Below are 17,134 nucleotides of genomic sequence, written 5' to 3' on the forward strand. Positions count from 1 at the left end.
TGCGGGGAAATACTCTGTAATGGACCTTCCAGTTTGATTACACGCTGAAACTTTACTTCCTTCCGCCATGCGCAGGATTGCATGGTCTCGATAAACGGAGAAGAAAATGCGAAGGATAAGCGCGCTGGTTCTGGCATTATCATCAGGAGTATTGATCAGTGGGTGCGGCGGCGATGCAGGCTCCGACACCCCTTCGAACGCAAAGGGCGCGACGGGCCAATCGGCGGCGCAGCAGGTAGCCACCACCAAGGGCTATGCGTTGTCGACGGTCATCTGGGACCGTGTTCCCATTGGCGTTTGCTGGGACATGAGCAACGCCGATTTCGCGCAATACGCCACGGAACGCAACTGGAGCCGCCTCGCGGTTCAGGAAACCTGGGAGCAGAATTCGGGTGCCCAGTTCACCGGCTGGCAGCAATGCACGAACGATCCGAACTACTACGGCATACGGATATCGGTCGAGGACATTGCGACGAACGGACCGCATACCTATGGCCTCGGCGCGATGCTGAACAACGCGAAGGGCGGCATGGCGCTCGATTTCACCTTCAAGAACTGGAGCCCGAGTTGCCAGGGGCGCGAGGAGTACTGCATTCGCCGGGTTGCCGCGCACGAATTCGGTCACGCGCTCGGCTTCGCGCACGAGCAGAACCGGCCCGACACGCCTTCGACATGCACCGAGCCAGCGCAAGGCACCTCGGGCGACACGATGATCGGTCCGTGGGATCTCGCATCGATCATGAACTACTGCAATCCGGAGTGGAACGGTGACGGCAAGCTGAGCGCCACCGACATCGAGATGGCGCAGAAGTACTACGGGCCTCCGCGAGTGAATCAGACCATCTATACGTTGACGCGCGCGCAGGCCCCGGCCCAGGTGACGGCGTACGATTTTGCCTCGCGCGCCGCGAAGGCTACGATCGATCTTTCGCTGACGGGCGACTACAAGCAAGTCGATCGGATGTTCGCCAGCGTGGATGGAAAGCGCCTGTACGTGCTTCTGGAAAGAAGCCCGACATCGACCGATCTCGCCACCATCGATACGGCCACGAACAAGGTTCTGCACGTCACGCCCATTGGTCCGTTACTGAGCACCGTCACCACCGGATATGACCTTCAACCCGCGCTGGACGGAAATCAGGTCTATCTGGCGAACCGGAACGTCGTCAGCGTTATCGACGGAGACTCCGGGAAGCTCCTCAGGCAGATCGTGCTGCCGGAAGCCTATAGCCTCGTCAGGATCGCAACGGCCAGCAACGATGGCGGAAACCTCTACGCGCTGTCGATCGAGCCGGGGGCGAAGCTCGAAGTGCTTCGCATCGACCTGGCGGCCTCGTTCATCGTCGGCGGCTACCCGGGAGGATCTGTTCCGGCCGCGGGCGGTGATCAATTCGCCGTGACCCCCGATGCAAAAAAGGCCTACTTTGTCAGTGCAGCGTCGGTCAATGGCGAAGGCCGGCTGACGGAAATGGATCTGGCGAGCGGCATCACGCGCGTGCTGAACGATCTGCCGGAAAAGAAGCCGAAATTCCTCGCGGCCATCGGCAACCAGCAAATCCTTTTTGCCGACGACAACGGCACGAGCCCCAGTCCGATCATCCTCTATGACGTGACGAGCAGAGCCAAGAAGACCTTGCAGGCTTCGTCGGCCTTGCTGGAGCATGTCCAGTACGACCCGAGGTCCCAGTCCATTCTTCTCGAGCGAAGCGGCAACTGGTCCGTCAATCAGTTGAAGCAAGGGACGAACGGCAGGTACCGGAATACGGATCTGGGGCTGCGGTCATTCACCAGCGGCTCGACGTACAGCGGGCCCGCACCGTTCGTGATCGTGGCGCGCTGAACGTCGATCGTCGCGCGGCAAGTAGCATCCAGACAGGCCCCGAAGCTTCGGGGCCTGCGTGCTTTTTAGCGCTGCCTGGCGTGATCGTTCGTACTTTTATTTTGGATCCAAAATCCTTGATTCAATTTTGAGAAGAGCGCACAATCGGTCCGACGCTGCATCCCACCGCCACCGAGGGAGCCACCATGACCGACCGCGCCAACGCCGTTGCGAACCCTTACGCCGCCGCCGACAGCCCACGAGTTTCGTCCGCCTCCAGCCGCGCCGTCACGGCGGCGGTCGTCGGCAATATTCTCGAATGGTTCGATTTCGGCACTTACGCGTTCCTCGCGACAGTCATCGCGAAAGTGATGTTCCCCGCCGGCGACGACTTCGCCGCCATGCTCGGCACCTTCGGCGCGTTCGGCCTCGGTTTCGCCGCGCGTCCGCTCGGCGCGATCATCTTCGGCTGGCTCGGCGACGTAAAGGGGCGCAAGTGGACGCTCACCTTCGTCATGCCATTGATGGCCGCCGCGACGCTCTTCATGGCGCTCTTGCCGTCGTATGCGTCGATCGGGATCATGGCGCCGATCCTGCTCGTCGCGGCGCGCATGCTGCAGGGCATTTCCGTTGGCGGCGAACTCGGCAACGCGGTTGCGTTTCTCGTCGAATGGGCGCCGCCGAACAAGCGCGGCTTCTACGGCAGCTTCCAGCAATGCAGCACGCTCGGCGGCATGCTGCTCGGCTCGGGCGCGGCCGCGCTCATGACGACGCTGCTCAGCCAGGAGGCGCTGCTCGACTGGGGCTGGCGTGTGCCGTTCATCGTCGGCGCGATCGTGATCGGGCCGATCGGCTGGATCATCCGCAAGCGCAGCGAGGAGACGCCCGTCTATCAGAGCGCGAGCGACGAAGCCCCCAAGGCGAAGGGCCGCGCGCCCGCGCTGCTCGGCCTTCAGGCATGCGGGCTCGTGATCGTGTGGACGGTCTCGCTCTATGTGCTGCTCAACTATCTGCCGTCGTTCACGACGAAGTACGTCGGCATTCATTCGTCGACGGCGCTCTGGCTCAACACGGCGGGCCTGATCGTGATGACCGCATCGATTCCGTTCTGGGGCGCGGCCTCCGACCGCTTCGGCCGCAAGCCGATCTACGCCATCGGCTGCATCGCGTTTCTCGTGCTGCCGTATCCGATCTTCCATCTGATGCTGGAATACAAATCGGCGGCGGTCGTCGGCGCGGTGCAGGTGCTGGGCGGCGTGATCATCGGCATCTTTTCGGGCGTCGGGCCCGCCGTGCTCTCCGAGTTGTTCCCGACGAAGATCCGCACGACATGGATGTCGATCGGCTACGGCATCGCCAACGCGGTGTTCGGCGGTTTCGCGCCGATGATCTCCATTGCGCTCATCAAGGCGACGGGCTCGCCGCTTTCGCCCGCGTACTTCGTGATGCTCGCCGCGCTCCTTTCCACCATCACCGTCATGACGATCCGCGAAACCGCGCACGATCCACTGCAATGAACGAAGAAATGAATGATGTCGTCATCATCGGCGCGGGCATCGTGGGGCTGGCATGCGCCTGGGCGGCGCTGCGCGAAGGCGCGCGCGTGACCGTGATCGATCGCGATTTCGAAGGCGACCGCGCATCGCATGGCAACGCGGGCGGCATCGCGGTGACGGAAAGCACGCCCATCGCCGTGCATGGCATGTTCACGAAGGCCGCGAAATGGCTGATGGATCCCCTCGGGCCTCTCGCGCTCGACTGGAAGCATGTGCCGAAGGCGCTGCCTTGGTTCATGGCGTTTCGCCGCGCGAGCGAACCGGAACGCTATCTGGCGATCACGCATGCGCTCGCGCTTTTGAACAATCGCGTCTACGACGACATTCTCCCGATGTTCGACGATATCGGCGCGAGCGCGATGCACTATCGCCGTGGCGCGCTCACGGTCTATGAAACCGACGAAGCCTTCGCCGCCGATCAGGCCGAATGGGCCGTCAAGCGCGAGCTCGGCGTGCGCTGGCGTGCGCTGGACGCGCAGCAGGTGCGCGAATGCGAGCCGTCGCTTGCGCCCGTGTTCCGGCATGGCGTGTTTCTCGATGACTGGTCGCATATCGGCGATCCGCGCCGCATCGTCACTTTGCTGCGTGAGCGCGTGCGAGCGCTCGGCGCGCGCTTCGTGACGGGCGTGGCGCGCGCGATCGAATCGCCCGATTCCGTGTTGCTCGAAGACGATACGAGCGTGAAGGCACGACGCATCGTGATCGCGGCGGGCGCGTGGTCGGCGGCGCTGGCGAAGTCGATTGGCGACAGCGTGTTGCTCGAAAGCGAGCGCGGCTATAACGCGACGCTGCCGAAGCACGGCGTCGAACTCACGCGCGAAGTGATCTTCGCGGAGCGCAAGTTTGTCGCGACGCCGCTCGATGTCGGCTTGCGTATCGGCGGCGCGGCGGAGTTCGCGGGCATCGATGCGCCGCCGAACTATCGGCGCAGCGATGCGTTGCTCGCGCTCGGCAAGCGCTTCATTCCCGGCATCGACGATACGGACGCGAAGAAGTGGATGGGCCATCGGCCCGCGACACCCGATTCGTTGCCGGTGATCGGGGCGTCGCCGCGCATGCCGTCCGTCGTCTATGCATTCGGCCACGGCCATCTCGGCCTGACGCAATCGGCGACGACCGCCGCGCTCGTCGCCGATGTGCTCGCGAGCCGCACGCCGCGCGTGCCGCTCACGCCCTATTCGATCGCACGCTTCAATCACTGAGATCCATCCGGAGGAAACAACATGCAAGTGAACTGGAAAGGCGTATTTCCCGCCGTCACGACGAAGCTGAAACAGGACGGCTCGCTCGATCACGACGCGATCGTCAACGGTCTGAACCGTCTGATCGACAACGGCGTGGGCGGCGTCGTGATGATGGGCATGGTCGGCGAGAACGCGCAGTTGACGCCCGAAGAAAAGCGCACGGTGCTGAAGATCGCCGTAGAAACGGTGAACGGGCGCGTGCCCGTCATCTCCGGTCTCGCGGAGCTGAACACGGCCAACGCGACGCAATTCGCGAAGGACGCGGAAGCCATCGGCGTGCAGGGCTTGATGGTGTTTCCGGGCCTTACGTATCGCTCGGACGATCGCGAGACGGTCGAATACTATCGGTCGATCGCGCGCTCGACGAAGCTCGGCCTCATGATCTACAACAACCCGCGCGGCTACGGCGTCGACATGCGGCCCGATCTGCTCGCGCAACTCGCCGATGAACCGAACGTCGTCGCGATCAAGGAAGAGACCTACGACACAACGCGCGTCACCGATCTTTATGCACGCTTCGGCGATCGCTTCGTCGTGTTCTGCGGCGTCGACGATCTGATCGTCGAATCGGTCGCGCTCGGCGTGAAGGGCTGGGTCTCGGGCATGGCGAACGCGATGCCGAAGGAATCCGTCGATCTGCTCAACTTCGCGGTGAATGGCGAATACGACAAGGCGCGTGCGCTGTATCGTGCGCTGATAGACCTGTTCCATCTCGACACGCACGTGAAGCTCGTGCAGTACATAAAACTTGCGGAGAACATCACGGCGGGTTATCCGGAATATGTGAAGGCGCCGCGCCTGATGCTCGAAGGTGAGGAACGGCGCCGGACCATCGAGATCGTCGAGAAGGCGATCGCCAACGTGAAGGCGCTTTCGCGATGAAGTCCACGTTCTTCTGCATCGACGGACACACATGCGGCAATCCGGTGCGCGTCGTCGCGGGCGGCGCGCCGCCGCTCGAAGGCGCGAGCATGATCGAGCGCCGCGCGCACTTCCTGCGCGCGTTCGACTGGATACGCACCGCGCTGATGTTCGAGCCGCGCGGCCATGAAGTCATGTCCGGCAGCATTCTCTATCCGCCGACGCGTCCCGATTGCGACCTGGCGATTCTCTTCATCGAAGTGAGCGGTTGTCTGCCGATGTGCGGGCACGGCACCATCGGCACCGTGACGACCGCCATCGAACATGGACTCGTGCGGCCGCGCGAGCCCGGCGTGTTGCGGCTCGATACACCAGCAGGTGTCGTCGTCGCGCGGTATCGGATGAATGGCGAGCATGTGGATTCGGTGCAGCTCGTGAACGTGCCTTCGTTTCTGCATTCGCGGGACTTGTCCGTTGACGTCGATGGCATCGGCGAGATTCATTTCGATGTCGCGTACGGCGGCAATTTCTATGCAATCGTCGAGCCGCAGCGCAATTACGAAGGCCTGCACGCGCTGAAGCCTTCCGACATTCAACGCCTGAGCCCCGTGCTGCGTGAGAAGGCCAACGAGAAGTACACGTTCGTGCATCCGGAAAACGATGCGATACACGGCCTGAGTCACGTGATGTGGACCGGCGAGCCGACAGTCGAAGGCGCGAGCGCGCGCAACGCGGTGTTCTACGGCGACAAGGCCATCGACCGATCGCCGTGCGGCACGGGCACGTCGGCGCGCATGGCGCAGCGCGTCGCGAAGGGACAGTTGATGATCGGCGAGCGCTTCGTGCATGAAAGCATTATCGGCACCTTGTTCGAAGGCGTTCCGATGGAAGCGGCGCGCGTCGGCGAATACGATGCGATCGTGCCGAGCATCGAAGGATGGGCGCGCGTGACGGGCCACAACACGATTTTCGTCGATGACCGCGATCCGCTCGCGCACGGATTCCTGCTGAAATAAACGGAGCAATCACGCCATGTTGATACTGAAGAACGCACGCGTGCTCGACGTCGCTCACGAGCGCGATGATGGCCGCTATTCGATCGTGATCGAAGGCGACACGATCCGCGAAGTCACGCGCGAGCCGGTGCAGACGAGCGGCGCGCAGGTGATCGATGTCGGCGGCAAGACGGTGATGCCCGGCATGATCGATTGCCATGTGCATGTGATCGCTTCGGTTGCGCATCTCGGCAACAACAGCCGCCTGCCGAATACGTTCGCCGTGTTGCGCGCGGTGCCGATTCTCTCGGGCATGCTGAACCGCGGCTTCACGACGGTGCGCGATGCGGGTGGCGCGGACTATGCGCTGTCGCGCGCTATCGAAGATGGCGTCATCGCGGGGCCGCGCCTGTTCGTCGCGGGCAAGGCGCTGTCGCAGACAGGCGGACATGGCGACTTCCGCGAGCGCTTCGACAACTCGGACCCTGACCCGTGCGGCTGCAATCGCAACATGGGCGCGATTGGCCGCGTGGTCGATGGCGTCGATGAAATGCGCAAGGCCGTGCGTGAGGAGATGCGTGCGGGCGCGCATCACATCAAGATCATGGCGTCGGGCGGCGTGGCTTCGCCGACCGATCCTATCGGCAACCTGCAATTCTCCGTCGATGAAGTGAAGGCCGCCGTCGAGGAAGCGGAGTCGCATCAGACGTATGTGATGGCGCATGCATACACTGCGAAGGCGATTGCGCGCGTGGTGAAGCTTGGCGTGCGCACGATCGAACACGGCAATTTGATCGATGATGAAACCGCGGGCGTGATGGCCGAGCACGGCGCATATGCGGTGCCGACGCTCGTCACGTATGACGCGATGTCGAAGGTCGGCGCGCAGATGGGGCTCGCGCAAGACACGCTCGACAAGAACGAATCCGTGCGCAAACGCGGACTCGAAGCGCTCGCGATGCTGCATAAGCGCGGCGTGAAGATGGGCCTCGGCACGGACTTGCTCGGCGACATGCATCAGTATCAGAACGATGAGCTATCGATACGCGCGGATATCGTCGGCGCATTCGAGGCGATTCGTCAGGCTACGGCTTATGGCGCGGAGATCGTCAACATGAAGGGCAAGCTCGGTGTCGTCGCGGCGGGCGCGTATGCGGATTTGCTCGTCGTCGATGGCGATCCGCTGAAGGACATTCGCGTGCTGACAGGGCAGGGCGAGCGCATCGCGGGCGTGATGAAGAACGGTGTGTGGGTGCGCGAGAAGTTGCTATGAACGTGCATGTTACGATGCCGCAATCCAACGAATAAGCGCTAAAGAAGCACATGCCTCCGGTCGCCACAAAGCCTCGCGCGGAAACGCCGAACGCGAGCGAATCCACGCACAAGATCGTGCGCACGACGACGGTCGAGCTCGTCACCACCGCGATCCGGCAACGCATTCTTTCCGGCGATCTCGCGCCCGGCGAAGTGCTGCGTCAGGAAGCGCTCGCCGATGAACTCGGCGTGAGCCGCGTGCCGATCCGCGAGGCGATCACGCGGCTGACCGGCGAAGGCCTGCTGACGAAGGAGCCGCACAAGGGCGCGTATGTCGCGGAGCTATCGATAGAGGAAGTGCAGGAGACATTCGAGATCCGCTTGCGGCTCGAGCCGTGGCTCTTTTCGCAGGCGATCCCGCATATCACCGCTGCCGAAATCGCGAAGGCCGAAAAGCTCGTCATGGAAATGGATCAGGCTGAATCGGGCCTCTGGGGGCAGCTGAACTGGCGTCTGCACGAGACGCTTTATCTGCCCGCGCGGCGCGATATCACTTTGCAGATGCTGCGCGTGCTGCACGACCGCAGCGACCGCTATTTCCGCTTTCAGGTCGTGCAGGTGCCGATCCGCGAGCAGTCGCACGAAGAACACATGAGTCTCATCGAGGCATGCAAGAAGCGCGATGCGAAGCTCGGCGCGAAGCTGCTCGAACAGCACGTGAAGACGGCAGCGCAGCAGATCATTTCGGTCGTCGAGACGATCATGGCGCGATGAGGCGCACGCTCGCGGCGCTCGATGCATCGCGCGCATCGATCTCGATGCGAGCAGCCGCATCGGCGGACGCGATCTGCGCGAACGTGGTTTCATCGACCATCACGACGGGCACGTTGGACGCATAGAGTTCGTTTGCGACGATTGCGCCTATCGACAGAATCAGATCGCGCTCCGTGAGCACGATGCCAAGAGGACCGGTGCCGTTGCGCAAAGCTTCGGCGAGCACGCTGCTGCTCGAACTCGATCCGCGCGCACGCGGCATCACGAGAATGCGCGACGCGAGACTTTGGCCGTGCCCCGCATGCGTCGCATCGACGATCACGCCGCGTTCGGCGTCGTAGCCGCCCCAGAAGCTGAGCGGCGGCAACGCGATGCCTGAAGCACGCGCATGGCCGGGAACGAGTGTGACGGCCTCAAACGTTTTCATCGATGCACACCTTTCCTTCGAACGCCGATCTCACGCATTCGCTCATGCTGCCGAACGCCACGGTCACGCCGATATTCGCCGGCGCGTAATGCGCCCATTTGCCCGAGTTGGTCATCACGAGGCCGCTCACCTGCTTCATCACCGGCGTGATGTACGTGCATGTGTCCACGACGATCTGCACGCCGCGCGCCGCAAGCTTCTGCGCAATGCCTTCCTCTTCGAGTTGCCAGAGCACGAAGCGGCTCGTGTTCACATAGACATCGCAGCGCGGCGCGCCTTCGTGGTTATCGAAGAGCGCGGCGAGCGTGTGGAATTCATCGACGGAAAAATGCGGCGTGCCGAGACTCACGGCGGCGAGCGCATCGCCGGGCTTCGCGTGACTCCAGCGCTTGCGCACGGCAAGCAGATCCGATGCGTTCACTGAGGTCGTGCGTTCGGGGGCGCCGCCTTGTAGAGCAACATCGAGCGTGGCGGCTTCCGGCGTGATGCCGACCGCGTGAAACAGCGCGACCGAACCGCTCGATGCCGCCGCCGCGCCGAGCGCCTTCAACTCGTCTTCGGTGGTGTCGTCGGGCAGGCCGGTGATGGCCGCGACCGTCGCGCCGACTTCGCTGCCGAGCAGAAAGCCGAGCGCGGCGAAATCCGCATCGCGATGCGGCGATGCGCGCAAGTCCGGCGCGGCGATCACAATGCGCGCCGCGCGATTCGCCGCGACGTGCAGGCCCGCGTTCGGCACGCGGCCGGTGATCGCGGCGGCGAGATCGAGGAAATCGCCGTAGCGGCTCGTGCGCGCGCCGAGCACGGAATTGGCGAAGACGATTGCATTCGATTCGGCCCACGCGATCTGATCGCCCAGCTGCGGACGATGCTTCAACTGATACGGCGCGCACGTGAAGCTCGCTTCGCAGCCGAGCTCGATATGCGCCTGCATGAGCCGTGTGCCTGCACTCGCGATGCCCGCGTCGCCATGAAAGAGTTCCGGATGAATGAGATCGAGCGAACCGACGTTGAGCGTGGTCGGCACGGAAACCTTCGCGCCGCTCGCGACGAAGCGCTCGACGAAATCGAGACTTGCCGCACCGTGATAGAGACAGCCGTCGATATGAGCGGACGAGATGTCGATGAGCGTGTCGGCGTCCATGACGCGAGCCGTCGCCGCGACGATACGCATGGCGAGCGCGAGGCCATCGCCGAGATCGCCGTTGAGCATCGCGGTGTCGCGTGGGGAGAGTGTGAGCATCGGATTCGATGACCGGGCGCTGGTGGATGTCGGCCCAGCATAACGGATCGGCTCGAAACGATCTACCCGATGCGGGTGGCGCGGCCCGTCTGCGTGTCTGGCTTACTGCGAGAACGCATATCTTTCGAAACGGAGACAGACAGTCATGGGCGTATTGAGCGGAGTTCGGGTTCTGGAGTTCGAGGCGATCGGTCCTGCGCCGTTCGGCGGCATGTTGCTCGCGGATATGGGCGCGGACGTGTTGCGTGTGGACCGGCCTGTCGCGGCCGGCGACCTCGGGCCGAAGATCAGCGGCAAGCACAAAAATCTGACGGGGCGTGGACGGCGTTCGATCACGCTCGATCTGAAGCAGCCCGGATCGGCCGAGGCGGCGCTCGAGCTGATGTCGAGGGCGGATATCGTCATCGAAGGATTTCGTCCGGGAACGATGGAGCGGCTCGGCATTGGTCCCGAGGCCGCGTTCGCGCGCAATCCGAGACTCGTGTATGGGCGCATGACGGGGTGGGGCCAGACGGGGCCGCTTGCCGATCGTGCGGGGCATGATCTGAACTACATCGCTTTGTCGGGCGTGTTGTCGGGGATAGGCCGCGCGGGCGAGGCGCCGGTGCCGCCGTTGAATCTCGTCGGCGATTATGGCGGCGGTGGGATGTTGCTTGCGCTCGGCGTGGTCGCGGCGTTGTTCAATGTGCAGCGCGGTGGCAAGGGGCAGGTTGTCGATGCCGCGATGATCGAAGGCGCCGCGCAGCTCGGCACGACGATGTGGGGGTTGATTGCTTCAGGGAACTGGCGGGAGGAGCGCGAGAGCAATCTGCTCGATGGCGGCACGCCCTGGTATGACAGTTATCGCACGCGCGACGGGCATTACATGGCTGTCGGCGCGGTGGAGGCGCGGTTCTATGCGGAGTTGCTGGAGAAGCTCGGCTTGGCCGATGCGGGATTGCCCAGGCAGCATGATCGCGAGGGGTGGCCGGTTTTGAGGGAGCGGTTTGCGGCGGTGTTTGCGGAGCGCACACGTGAGGAATGGTGTCGCGTGTTTGAAGGTAGCGATGCTTGTGTGGCGCCGGTGCTTGGGTTCTCGGAGGCGCCAGGGCATCCGCAGCATCGGGCGCGGGAGAGTTTCGTCGAGTTCGACGGGGTCGTGCAGCCGGCGCCGGCGCCGAGGTTTTCTCAGACGCCTTCGGTGATTGTGCGGCCTGCGCCGCAGCGGGGGGAAGGGGGATACGCTGCGCTTAGGGAGTGGGGGTTTGGGGAGGCGGGCGTGGAGGGGTTGCGGGGGAAGGGGGTGGGGTTTGGGGAGTGAGGGGGGAGTTGTTGGGAGCCGTCGGCGGGGCGTCGTGGTGAGGGCCGCCGCGCTGTGAGCGATTCAGCACCGAAATCCAGCATTCATCTGCTTGTCAAGCATCGGTAGCGTCGCGGTCGTCTGCCCGCTTATGGCCTACGACGGCAGATTAGAGTGCCGCTCGTATGGCTGTAATCGGCCTTAGTCGACATTCGGGCAGTGTCGCTTGTGCGTCAGCAGTCTGGCGGATGGCCGACGATGAAGGCATCGAAACTGAAACTCCAATATCACGTTCGGTCAGCTCACATCTTCGACCCGCTTCGGCGGCTCGCGCCCGTGTGATATCAACGACTGCTTTCGGAGTGCTTCGGATGTCCAGGTGGATCCGAAATCATAAATCGGTCCCCGCCTATGCTCGCAATCTGCTGTTCTATATGAAGACACGCGGACTAACCCGTCGGAGAAAAGTCAGTCACGGATTGGAACTCCGCGGCTTCGAGGCGAACACAGCGCAATATAGTCAGGCCGATACCTGCACGGGGTCACACGATCTCAACGATGAGACCGATACTTCTCTCAGTTGTTCGACTCTCCGCTTGAGTCGCAAACGGAAGCCTTCAGGTAGTTATGGAGGGCTTCCACTGCGGCTGGGAACTCGGTACGGCCCCTCAGAAGGACGAGGTCTGCCTTCGGCAATCTTGGAAGTCCCTCTTCTTCCGCTAGTATTCTCCAACCAGGAGGAACCATATTCTCGGCGACGACCGTGACCGCGAGCCCGGACGAGACTGCGATTTCCCCACCTGCGAAACTCGGCCCGCAATAGGCCACGCGCCACTGCTTGCCGATGTCCGAGAGCGCGCGGAGGGCGAGTTCGCGAAAGACACAACCAACCGGGAAGAGAGCAAGCGGTAACGGATCTTGCAGGTAGGCGAATCGATCCCGTGCGCAGACCCAGACCAATGGGATCGAGGCCACTATGTCTCCGGAATCCTGTTGTGGCTGCCTGGTCATCAGCGCAAGGTCCAGCTCGCCGCGCTCTGTCATTTCCAGCAGCGCGCCACTCAGTTCACCCACAATCTCGAGCGTGATGCCCGGATACAAGGATGCAAACTGACTCAGCACTCCCGGCAAGTAAACTTGTGCATAGTCGTCGGGCATGCCGACTCGAACGGTGCCTTCGACGGGGAGTGCTGCAAGCGAAGCGAGAGCTGCTCGATTCAGCCTCAACATTTCTCGTGCGTAGGAGAGTAAAACCTCGCCTTCTTCCGTGAGCCGAATGTCGCGTCCGGTTCGGTCGAGAAGACGCTTCCCAACAAGCGTCTCCAGGCGCTTGATCTGCATGCTTACGGCGGATTGGGTGCGGAAAAGGAAATGACCGGCGCTTGTAAAACTACGATTGTCCGCGACGGTCACGAAGGCATGAAGCAACGCGATTTCCAAGTGCTCAGACATGCTTTGACTGCTCCGGTGGGATCTGAATGACGACTTCTTTAGCAGCTTACCGCCGAAACTCCGGCGAGGTCATTCTCCAGCAGCGATGTCGCTTCGGAAACAGTCGGAGAGATTCGAAAGGTCTTTGGCTACTGGGCTTGCAGGGGCTTACCCTGAGCATCTTTGACCCAATCACTGATCTCCGCAGAATGATTCGTGACGTAATCCGCGACAGCGCCATCATAGTCCTTTGACGCTTCGGCCTTCGCCATCACTTTCTCCAGGTCTTCGTTCGAAATCTTGTATTGCCGGAAAAATGCAGCGGCGCGGGGAAACTCCTGACTAAAGCCCTTTCTGGTCAGAACGTGGACGCCTTCTGAACCGCCCATCACGCCTTTCGGGTCTTCCAGATACCGCAGCTTCCATTTTGCAAACATGGTGTGCGGGCTCCAGCCTGTCACGACGATCCAGTTCTTCTGGTTCTCGGCCCTCGACAACGCTGCAATCATTGCGACAGCGCTGGCCGGGCGAAGGTTGTATCCATTCAGGGAGTAGTCCTGGATGGCCTTTGTCGATGCGCGCATCAGCCCTGCACCTGGGTCGATCCCTTGTATGGTCCCGTTGAGCTTGTCCTTGACGCCGGGCTTGCTAAGGTCGCTGATGCTCCGGACCTCGCTCTCCGGAACGTAATCAGGAACGACCCATCCGATTTTTCCACTATAAATAGTGCCTAGATCGTCCAGTTTGGTGCTGTACTTTTGCCAGTAAGCCGCCTGAGTGCCGGGCAACCAAGCCATCATCATCGCGTCGCTCTTACCTTCCGCGAGGGCTTCATACTGTAGGCCAAGCGACGCCGAAGTCAGGGTGACTTTGTACCCGAGTCGCTGCTCAAGAACAGCACGTGCAATTTTGATTACGACTTCCGAATCAGGCTCTGCGAAATACGTCAGTTGTACGGGCCGCTCAGGAGCGGCTGCGTGTGCGAGCGCGCTAGATGCAGCCATCGTGCACGCGACGAGCCATCGAGACATGATCTTTGACATTCAGAGTCCCCTCAATCAAGGTTGACCGGCGCGAAGATGGACCGTTGCGCTCGTTGATCGCGCATCAGCGAGCGCTCGTTACGTTGCAGTGGAAAGCGCTATACAGCAGACGCTCGCCTTCCGATCTGGCCCACTACGCGTCCGCGGTGTGCTTGACTTGCCAAGGAGGGGTCCAGTCTCCCTTCACGCGCAGTTCGACACCCGCGTCATCTTCGATAACACGACAGACTGTCATCTCGCCGGCGCTTGCTCCGTACCTGCGCTCCGCCTCACGGAATCTGTCGTAGGTTGCCTGTGCGAGTTCGTTACGCACGCCGGTTTCCCGAAGCAATTGGTCGATAAGCCCAAGGTCCTTGAGACAGAGCGCCAGCGGGAACGAAGGGTCGTAGTGTCCTGCGAAGATCGAGGGAACGTCGTGAGTGAGCACGAAACTGTCGGCTGCACCTCCTTTCATGGCTTCCCACCAGACATCGGGTTCGAGTCCCGCTTTTTTCGCGGCGACCATCGCTTCACCGATTGCCGCGGCGTGGATCTTCCACAGAAGATTGTTGACGAGCTTCGCGACATACCCGTTGCCGTGCCGTCCAACCCGCCGGATCTCTCCCATCGCCTCTATTACGGGCCGAACCGCCTGGATGTCTTGGTCCTCTCCACCGACGAACATAATCATGTCGCCTCGAATTGCAGCATCGACAGAACCGGTCACCGGCGCATCGACAACGTGGCCGCCCCGGCTTGCGAATGCCTGTCCCAGTTCGCGCATCAGGGTCGGGTTGCTGGTAGTCAGGTCGATCCAGTATTTGCCCGAGCAGTTAGCAGCGAACAGCCCCTGTTCGCCCTGCGTCACTGCTTCGATTTGTACCGGCCCGAACACCATCGTCACGACCACGTCGACCTTCTCCATCAGCTCGCGCGGAGTGTTCGCCCATTCGGCGCCATTCTCGACAAACGGCTTTCCTGCCTCGCTCCGGATGTCGTGAACCACCAAAGGAAACCCGCGCCGTTGGATATTGCGTGCGGCCGGACCGCCCATCGTGCCCAAACCAATAAAACCAACCTTCATTTCGTCATCCTCCGGTGTTGTGTGACTGGGATGATTCAATGTACGTGGGCCGATTTGCCGACTCAAACGAATTCGGGTGATGGGGTATATCAAGACTGTTGATAGTAGACGCCGAAGATGCAATCGTCGGCCTGCAGTGCGTTCGTCCCGCCCACGATTTTCGGTGACGACTTAATTCTTACGGATCGAGAATGAGGAGGATCGGTAGGTCGATGTTGAAACGAAGGCGAACTCACACTCACGACCATTGCTGACGGTCATCCCAACCATCGTTTAACGGCCGCTTCCGACGCCATAGGAGACGACTGGCGCGGAACGCACTGGCGACTTTTGTCGGTCTCAGGGTCAGGGAGCTTTGCGACATTCAAGGGTAGTCATTTGCGCATTCGCGTTGGTCACGGCGAGCGCGACCAATCCTGCTTCCGCAAGGCGTCTCGTTTAGTACCCAAGCTCTCCGACAGTGAAGCTGTTCGTCTGCGAAAAGATTGCAACACCGAGCGTGCCAGCGCGATTGACTAGCTCGTTGCATGCACGGTCGAACCCAAGTTGAGCTATCCCGCCGTTAGCGTTCACGCAAAGGACGGCGGATGCGGGAGACTCAATCATCGGTTCCGCATCTCGGGCAATCCGCCCGAGCATGAAGCCATCGAGATAATCGGTCAAATGCGCAAAGCCGACTATCCGGCTGCCCGCCCACTCCGCCGAAACCACCGCGCTGGCAAGTGACGATGCGATGGCTTCGCTCGCGCCGGTGTCGCGCACCGCTCGATAGGCGATCTCGTATGCTTCGTGCGTTTCGAGTCTCATGAGGCTTCCTTTGGGTTGGAGTCGTCGCTTCGCCTCTTCCTGTAATGTCGGGTACCTTCGCTTGTCGCACGCGAGCCCCTGGTTTTCGCTTCGCTCACTTCGCGCCTATCGTCGTTACCGGGACCCACTTTCCGCCCTTGACTTGATACAGCGTTGAGGTCGGATTGGTCAAATCTCCGTTCTTGTCGAATGAAATATGACCCGTGATTCCGTCGTATTGACTTGAGCGCAGCGCGGGCATGAAGACTTCAGACTTCGTCGAATTTGCCCTTTTCATCGCTTCGATGGCTATCCATGCACAGTCGTAAGAGAACGGCGAGTAAGTGAGAAGATCCGTGCCAAACCGCTTTTTGTATTTCTCGGCGAATGCTCGACCCTCCGGAAGAGAGTCAATCGGGCGCCCGTACTCCCACGCCATTGATCCATCTGCGGCAACGCCGGCCGATTGGATGAACACGCTATCCGCAATGCCTCCACTGCCGACGAACTGGGTGTGCATACCAAGCTGCTTCATGCGCTTCACGATCAGACCAGCTTGAGCATTGCTGCCAGAGAAGAACAGTAGATCTGCATTTGCGGCTTTTATGTTCGTCAACAGCGCGTTGAATTCAACTGCCTTATCGTTCGTGTATTCCGATGTGACAATCGATCCGCCTGCGGCCTGAACCGCCTTCTTGAACTCTTCGACAGCGCCCGAACCAAAAGCAGTCCGATCGTCCATGGTCGCAATTCGCTTCGCCTTCGTTACGGTGACCGCGTAATGACCAGCATTGCCCGAATTCTGAACGTCAGTGGCAATGATCCGAAACACATTGGTCAGTCCAAGACGTGTGATCTGCGGATTGGTCGCGGCAGGATCAAGCATTGGAATACCGGCCTTCGCAAAGATTGGGGCCGCGGGCAGGGCAACGCCGGAATTATAGTAACCGATGGTCGCTACCACTCCGTCGTCGATCAGCTTTTGTGCTACCTGAACCCCGATTCTCGGATCACCCTGATCATCGACGGCATCGAGTTCGAACTTCACCTCTTGGCCCCCAATGTTCAAATGCCGCGCGTTCGCTTCTTCGATTGCAAGGCGGGCTCCGTTCTCCATGTCCTTGCCGTTGGAGGCACCGATGCCGGTTAGCGGAGCAGAGATGCCAATCTTGACAACTTGTTGTGCGAGAGCTTCGCCAGTCATCCCGGAAAGGATCGTCGTAGCAAGAATTGATAGAAGGGCTTTTCGCATGGTAGGTACCATTTTGATAAGTGTTCGCTTTGCCGTCTTTCAGACCGGGAAAGGCGACTCGACGAATTGCAAGGACGAACCGAAAGTATGAGCACGAGATCAGCAGACGC

15 protein-coding genes are annotated in these 17,134 nt (G+C 61.3%); 8 read left to right on the plus strand and 7 right to left on the minus strand.

Translation table 11 applies throughout. The features are described 5' to 3' along the window. Window positions 1-151: 151 nt before the first annotated feature. The 7 genes from AC1Z32_RS00075 to AC1Z32_RS00105 all read left to right on the plus strand — a co-directional run bounded on the left by AC1Z32_RS00075 (window position 152) and on the right by AC1Z32_RS00105 (window position 8,503). Window positions 152-1,840: an ATPase gene (locus AC1Z32_RS00075; protein ID WP_483476680.1), complete on the plus strand. Its 1,689-nt coding sequence runs from the start codon at window positions 152-154 to the stop codon at window positions 1,838-1,840. Window positions 1,841-2,025: 185 nt separating this feature from the next. Then, a complete protein-coding gene (locus AC1Z32_RS00080) occupies window positions 2,026-3,336 on the plus strand; it encodes an MFS transporter (RefSeq protein WP_483476681.1) in 1,311 nt (436 codons plus the stop codon). Further along, entirely contained in the window at window positions 3,333-4,577 is a 1,245-nt protein-coding gene (locus AC1Z32_RS00085; RefSeq protein WP_483476682.1) for an NAD(P)/FAD-dependent oxidoreductase, read from the plus strand. The genes AC1Z32_RS00080 and AC1Z32_RS00085 overlap by 4 nt, the downstream gene beginning before the upstream one ends. A 21-nt stretch (window positions 4,578-4,598) precedes the next feature. After that, the gene (locus AC1Z32_RS00090) at window positions 4,599-5,501 is read left to right on the plus strand and encodes a dihydrodipicolinate synthase family protein (protein WP_483476683.1); all 903 of its coding nucleotides are present in this window, start codon (window positions 4,599-4,601) and stop codon (window positions 5,499-5,501) included. Further along, a complete protein-coding gene (locus AC1Z32_RS00095; RefSeq protein ID WP_483476684.1) occupies window positions 5,498-6,496 on the plus strand; it encodes a 4-hydroxyproline epimerase in 999 nt (332 codons plus the stop codon). Before AC1Z32_RS00090 ends, AC1Z32_RS00095 begins: the two co-directional genes overlap by 4 nt. A 16-nt stretch (window positions 6,497-6,512) precedes the next feature. Then, a complete protein-coding gene (locus AC1Z32_RS00100; protein ID WP_483476685.1) occupies window positions 6,513-7,748 on the plus strand; it encodes a metal-dependent hydrolase family protein in 1,236 nt (411 codons plus the stop codon). A gap of 50 nt (window positions 7,749-7,798) precedes the next feature. Continuing rightward, window positions 7,799-8,503, plus strand: coding sequence for a GntR family transcriptional regulator (locus tag AC1Z32_RS00105; protein WP_483476686.1), 705 nt, complete (start codon window positions 7,799-7,801; stop codon window positions 8,501-8,503). Here AC1Z32_RS00105 and AC1Z32_RS00110 read toward each other — a convergent pair. Together AC1Z32_RS00110 and AC1Z32_RS00115 are read right to left on the minus strand one after the other, a co-directional pair. Further along, entirely contained in the window at window positions 8,490-8,930 is a 441-nt protein-coding gene (locus tag AC1Z32_RS00110) for an aconitase X swivel domain-containing protein (RefSeq protein ID WP_483476687.1), read from the minus strand. The genes AC1Z32_RS00105 and AC1Z32_RS00110 overlap by 14 nt on opposite strands. Next, window positions 8,917-10,170 (minus strand): aconitase X, encoded by a 1,254-nt coding sequence (locus tag AC1Z32_RS00115; protein ID WP_483476688.1) that lies wholly within the window; start codon window positions 10,168-10,170, stop codon window positions 8,917-8,919. The genes AC1Z32_RS00110 and AC1Z32_RS00115 overlap by 14 nt, the downstream gene beginning before the upstream one ends. A gap of 145 nt (window positions 10,171-10,315) precedes the next feature. Between AC1Z32_RS00115 and AC1Z32_RS00120 the strand changes: the two genes are divergently transcribed. Further along, window positions 10,316-11,470, plus strand: coding sequence for a CaiB/BaiF CoA transferase family protein (locus tag AC1Z32_RS00120; RefSeq protein WP_483476689.1), 1,155 nt, complete (start codon window positions 10,316-10,318; stop codon window positions 11,468-11,470). 555 nt (window positions 11,471-12,025) lie between these two features. On the opposite strand, the gene AC1Z32_RS00125 is transcribed toward AC1Z32_RS00120, so the two are convergent. From AC1Z32_RS00125 to AC1Z32_RS00145, 5 genes are all read right to left on the minus strand, one after another. After that, window positions 12,026-12,901 (minus strand): LysR substrate-binding domain-containing protein, encoded by an 876-nt coding sequence (locus AC1Z32_RS00125; protein ID WP_483476690.1) that lies wholly within the window; start codon window positions 12,899-12,901, stop codon window positions 12,026-12,028. A gap of 128 nt (window positions 12,902-13,029) precedes the next feature. Beyond that, window positions 13,030-13,923, minus strand: coding sequence for a glycine betaine ABC transporter substrate-binding protein (locus AC1Z32_RS00130; RefSeq protein ID WP_483476691.1), 894 nt, complete (start codon window positions 13,921-13,923; stop codon window positions 13,030-13,032). Window positions 13,924-14,056: 133 nt separating this feature from the next. Next, window positions 14,057-14,986 (minus strand): NAD(P)-dependent oxidoreductase, encoded by a 930-nt coding sequence (locus tag AC1Z32_RS00135; RefSeq protein WP_483476692.1) that lies wholly within the window; start codon window positions 14,984-14,986, stop codon window positions 14,057-14,059. 438 nt (window positions 14,987-15,424) lie between these two features. After that, a complete protein-coding gene (locus AC1Z32_RS00140; RefSeq protein WP_483476693.1) occupies window positions 15,425-15,793 on the minus strand; it encodes an Ldh family oxidoreductase in 369 nt (122 codons plus the stop codon). A gap of 94 nt (window positions 15,794-15,887) precedes the next feature. Then, on the minus strand, window positions 15,888-16,976 hold the full coding sequence (locus AC1Z32_RS00145) for a branched-chain amino acid ABC transporter substrate-binding protein (protein WP_483478164.1): 1,089 nt from the start codon (window positions 16,974-16,976) through the stop codon (window positions 15,888-15,890). Window positions 16,977-17,134 lie beyond the last annotated feature (158 nt).

This window comes from Caballeronia sp. 11_S32, from assembly GCF_056930355.1.

What these genes read in the sequence shown, in the direction of transcription:
- AC1Z32_RS00080 (WP_483476681.1), top strand. Translation starts at nt 2,026, where the DNA reads ATGACCGACCGCGCCAACGCCGTTGCGAACCCTTACGCCGCCGCCGAC.
- AC1Z32_RS00085 (WP_483476682.1), top strand. Translation starts at nt 3,333, where the DNA reads ATGAACGAAGAAATGAATGATGTCGTCATCATCGGCGCGGGCATCGTG.
- AC1Z32_RS00090 (WP_483476683.1), top strand. Translation starts at nt 4,599, where the DNA reads ATGCAAGTGAACTGGAAAGGCGTATTTCCCGCCGTCACGACGAAGCTG.
- AC1Z32_RS00095 (WP_483476684.1), top strand. Translation starts at nt 5,498, where the DNA reads ATGAAGTCCACGTTCTTCTGCATCGACGGACACACATGCGGCAATCCG.
- AC1Z32_RS00100 (WP_483476685.1), top strand. Translation starts at nt 6,513, where the DNA reads ATGTTGATACTGAAGAACGCACGCGTGCTCGACGTCGCTCACGAGCGC.
- AC1Z32_RS00105 (WP_483476686.1), top strand. Translation starts at nt 7,799, where the DNA reads ATGCCTCCGGTCGCCACAAAGCCTCGCGCGGAAACGCCGAACGCGAGC.
- AC1Z32_RS00110 (WP_483476687.1), bottom strand. Translation starts at nt 8,930, where the DNA reads ATGAAAACGTTTGAGGCCGTCACACTCGTTCCCGGCCATGCGCGTGCT.
- AC1Z32_RS00115 (WP_483476688.1), bottom strand. Translation starts at nt 10,170, where the DNA reads ATGCTCACACTCTCCCCACGCGACACCGCGATGCTCAACGGCGATCTC.
- AC1Z32_RS00120 (WP_483476689.1), top strand. Translation starts at nt 10,316, where the DNA reads ATGGGCGTATTGAGCGGAGTTCGGGTTCTGGAGTTCGAGGCGATCGGT.
- AC1Z32_RS00125 (WP_483476690.1), bottom strand. Translation starts at nt 12,901, where the DNA reads ATGTCTGAGCACTTGGAAATCGCGTTGCTTCATGCCTTCGTGACCGTC.
- AC1Z32_RS00130 (WP_483476691.1), bottom strand. Translation starts at nt 13,923, where the DNA reads ATGTCAAAGATCATGTCTCGATGGCTCGTCGCGTGCACGATGGCTGCA.
- AC1Z32_RS00135 (WP_483476692.1), bottom strand. Translation starts at nt 14,986, where the DNA reads ATGAAGGTTGGTTTTATTGGTTTGGGCACGATGGGCGGTCCGGCCGCA.
- AC1Z32_RS00140 (WP_483476693.1), bottom strand. Translation starts at nt 15,793, where the DNA reads ATGAGACTCGAAACGCACGAAGCATACGAGATCGCCTATCGAGCGGTG.
- AC1Z32_RS00145 (WP_483478164.1), bottom strand. Translation starts at nt 16,976, where the DNA reads ATGACTGGCGAAGCTCTCGCACAACAAGTTGTCAAGATTGGCATCTCT.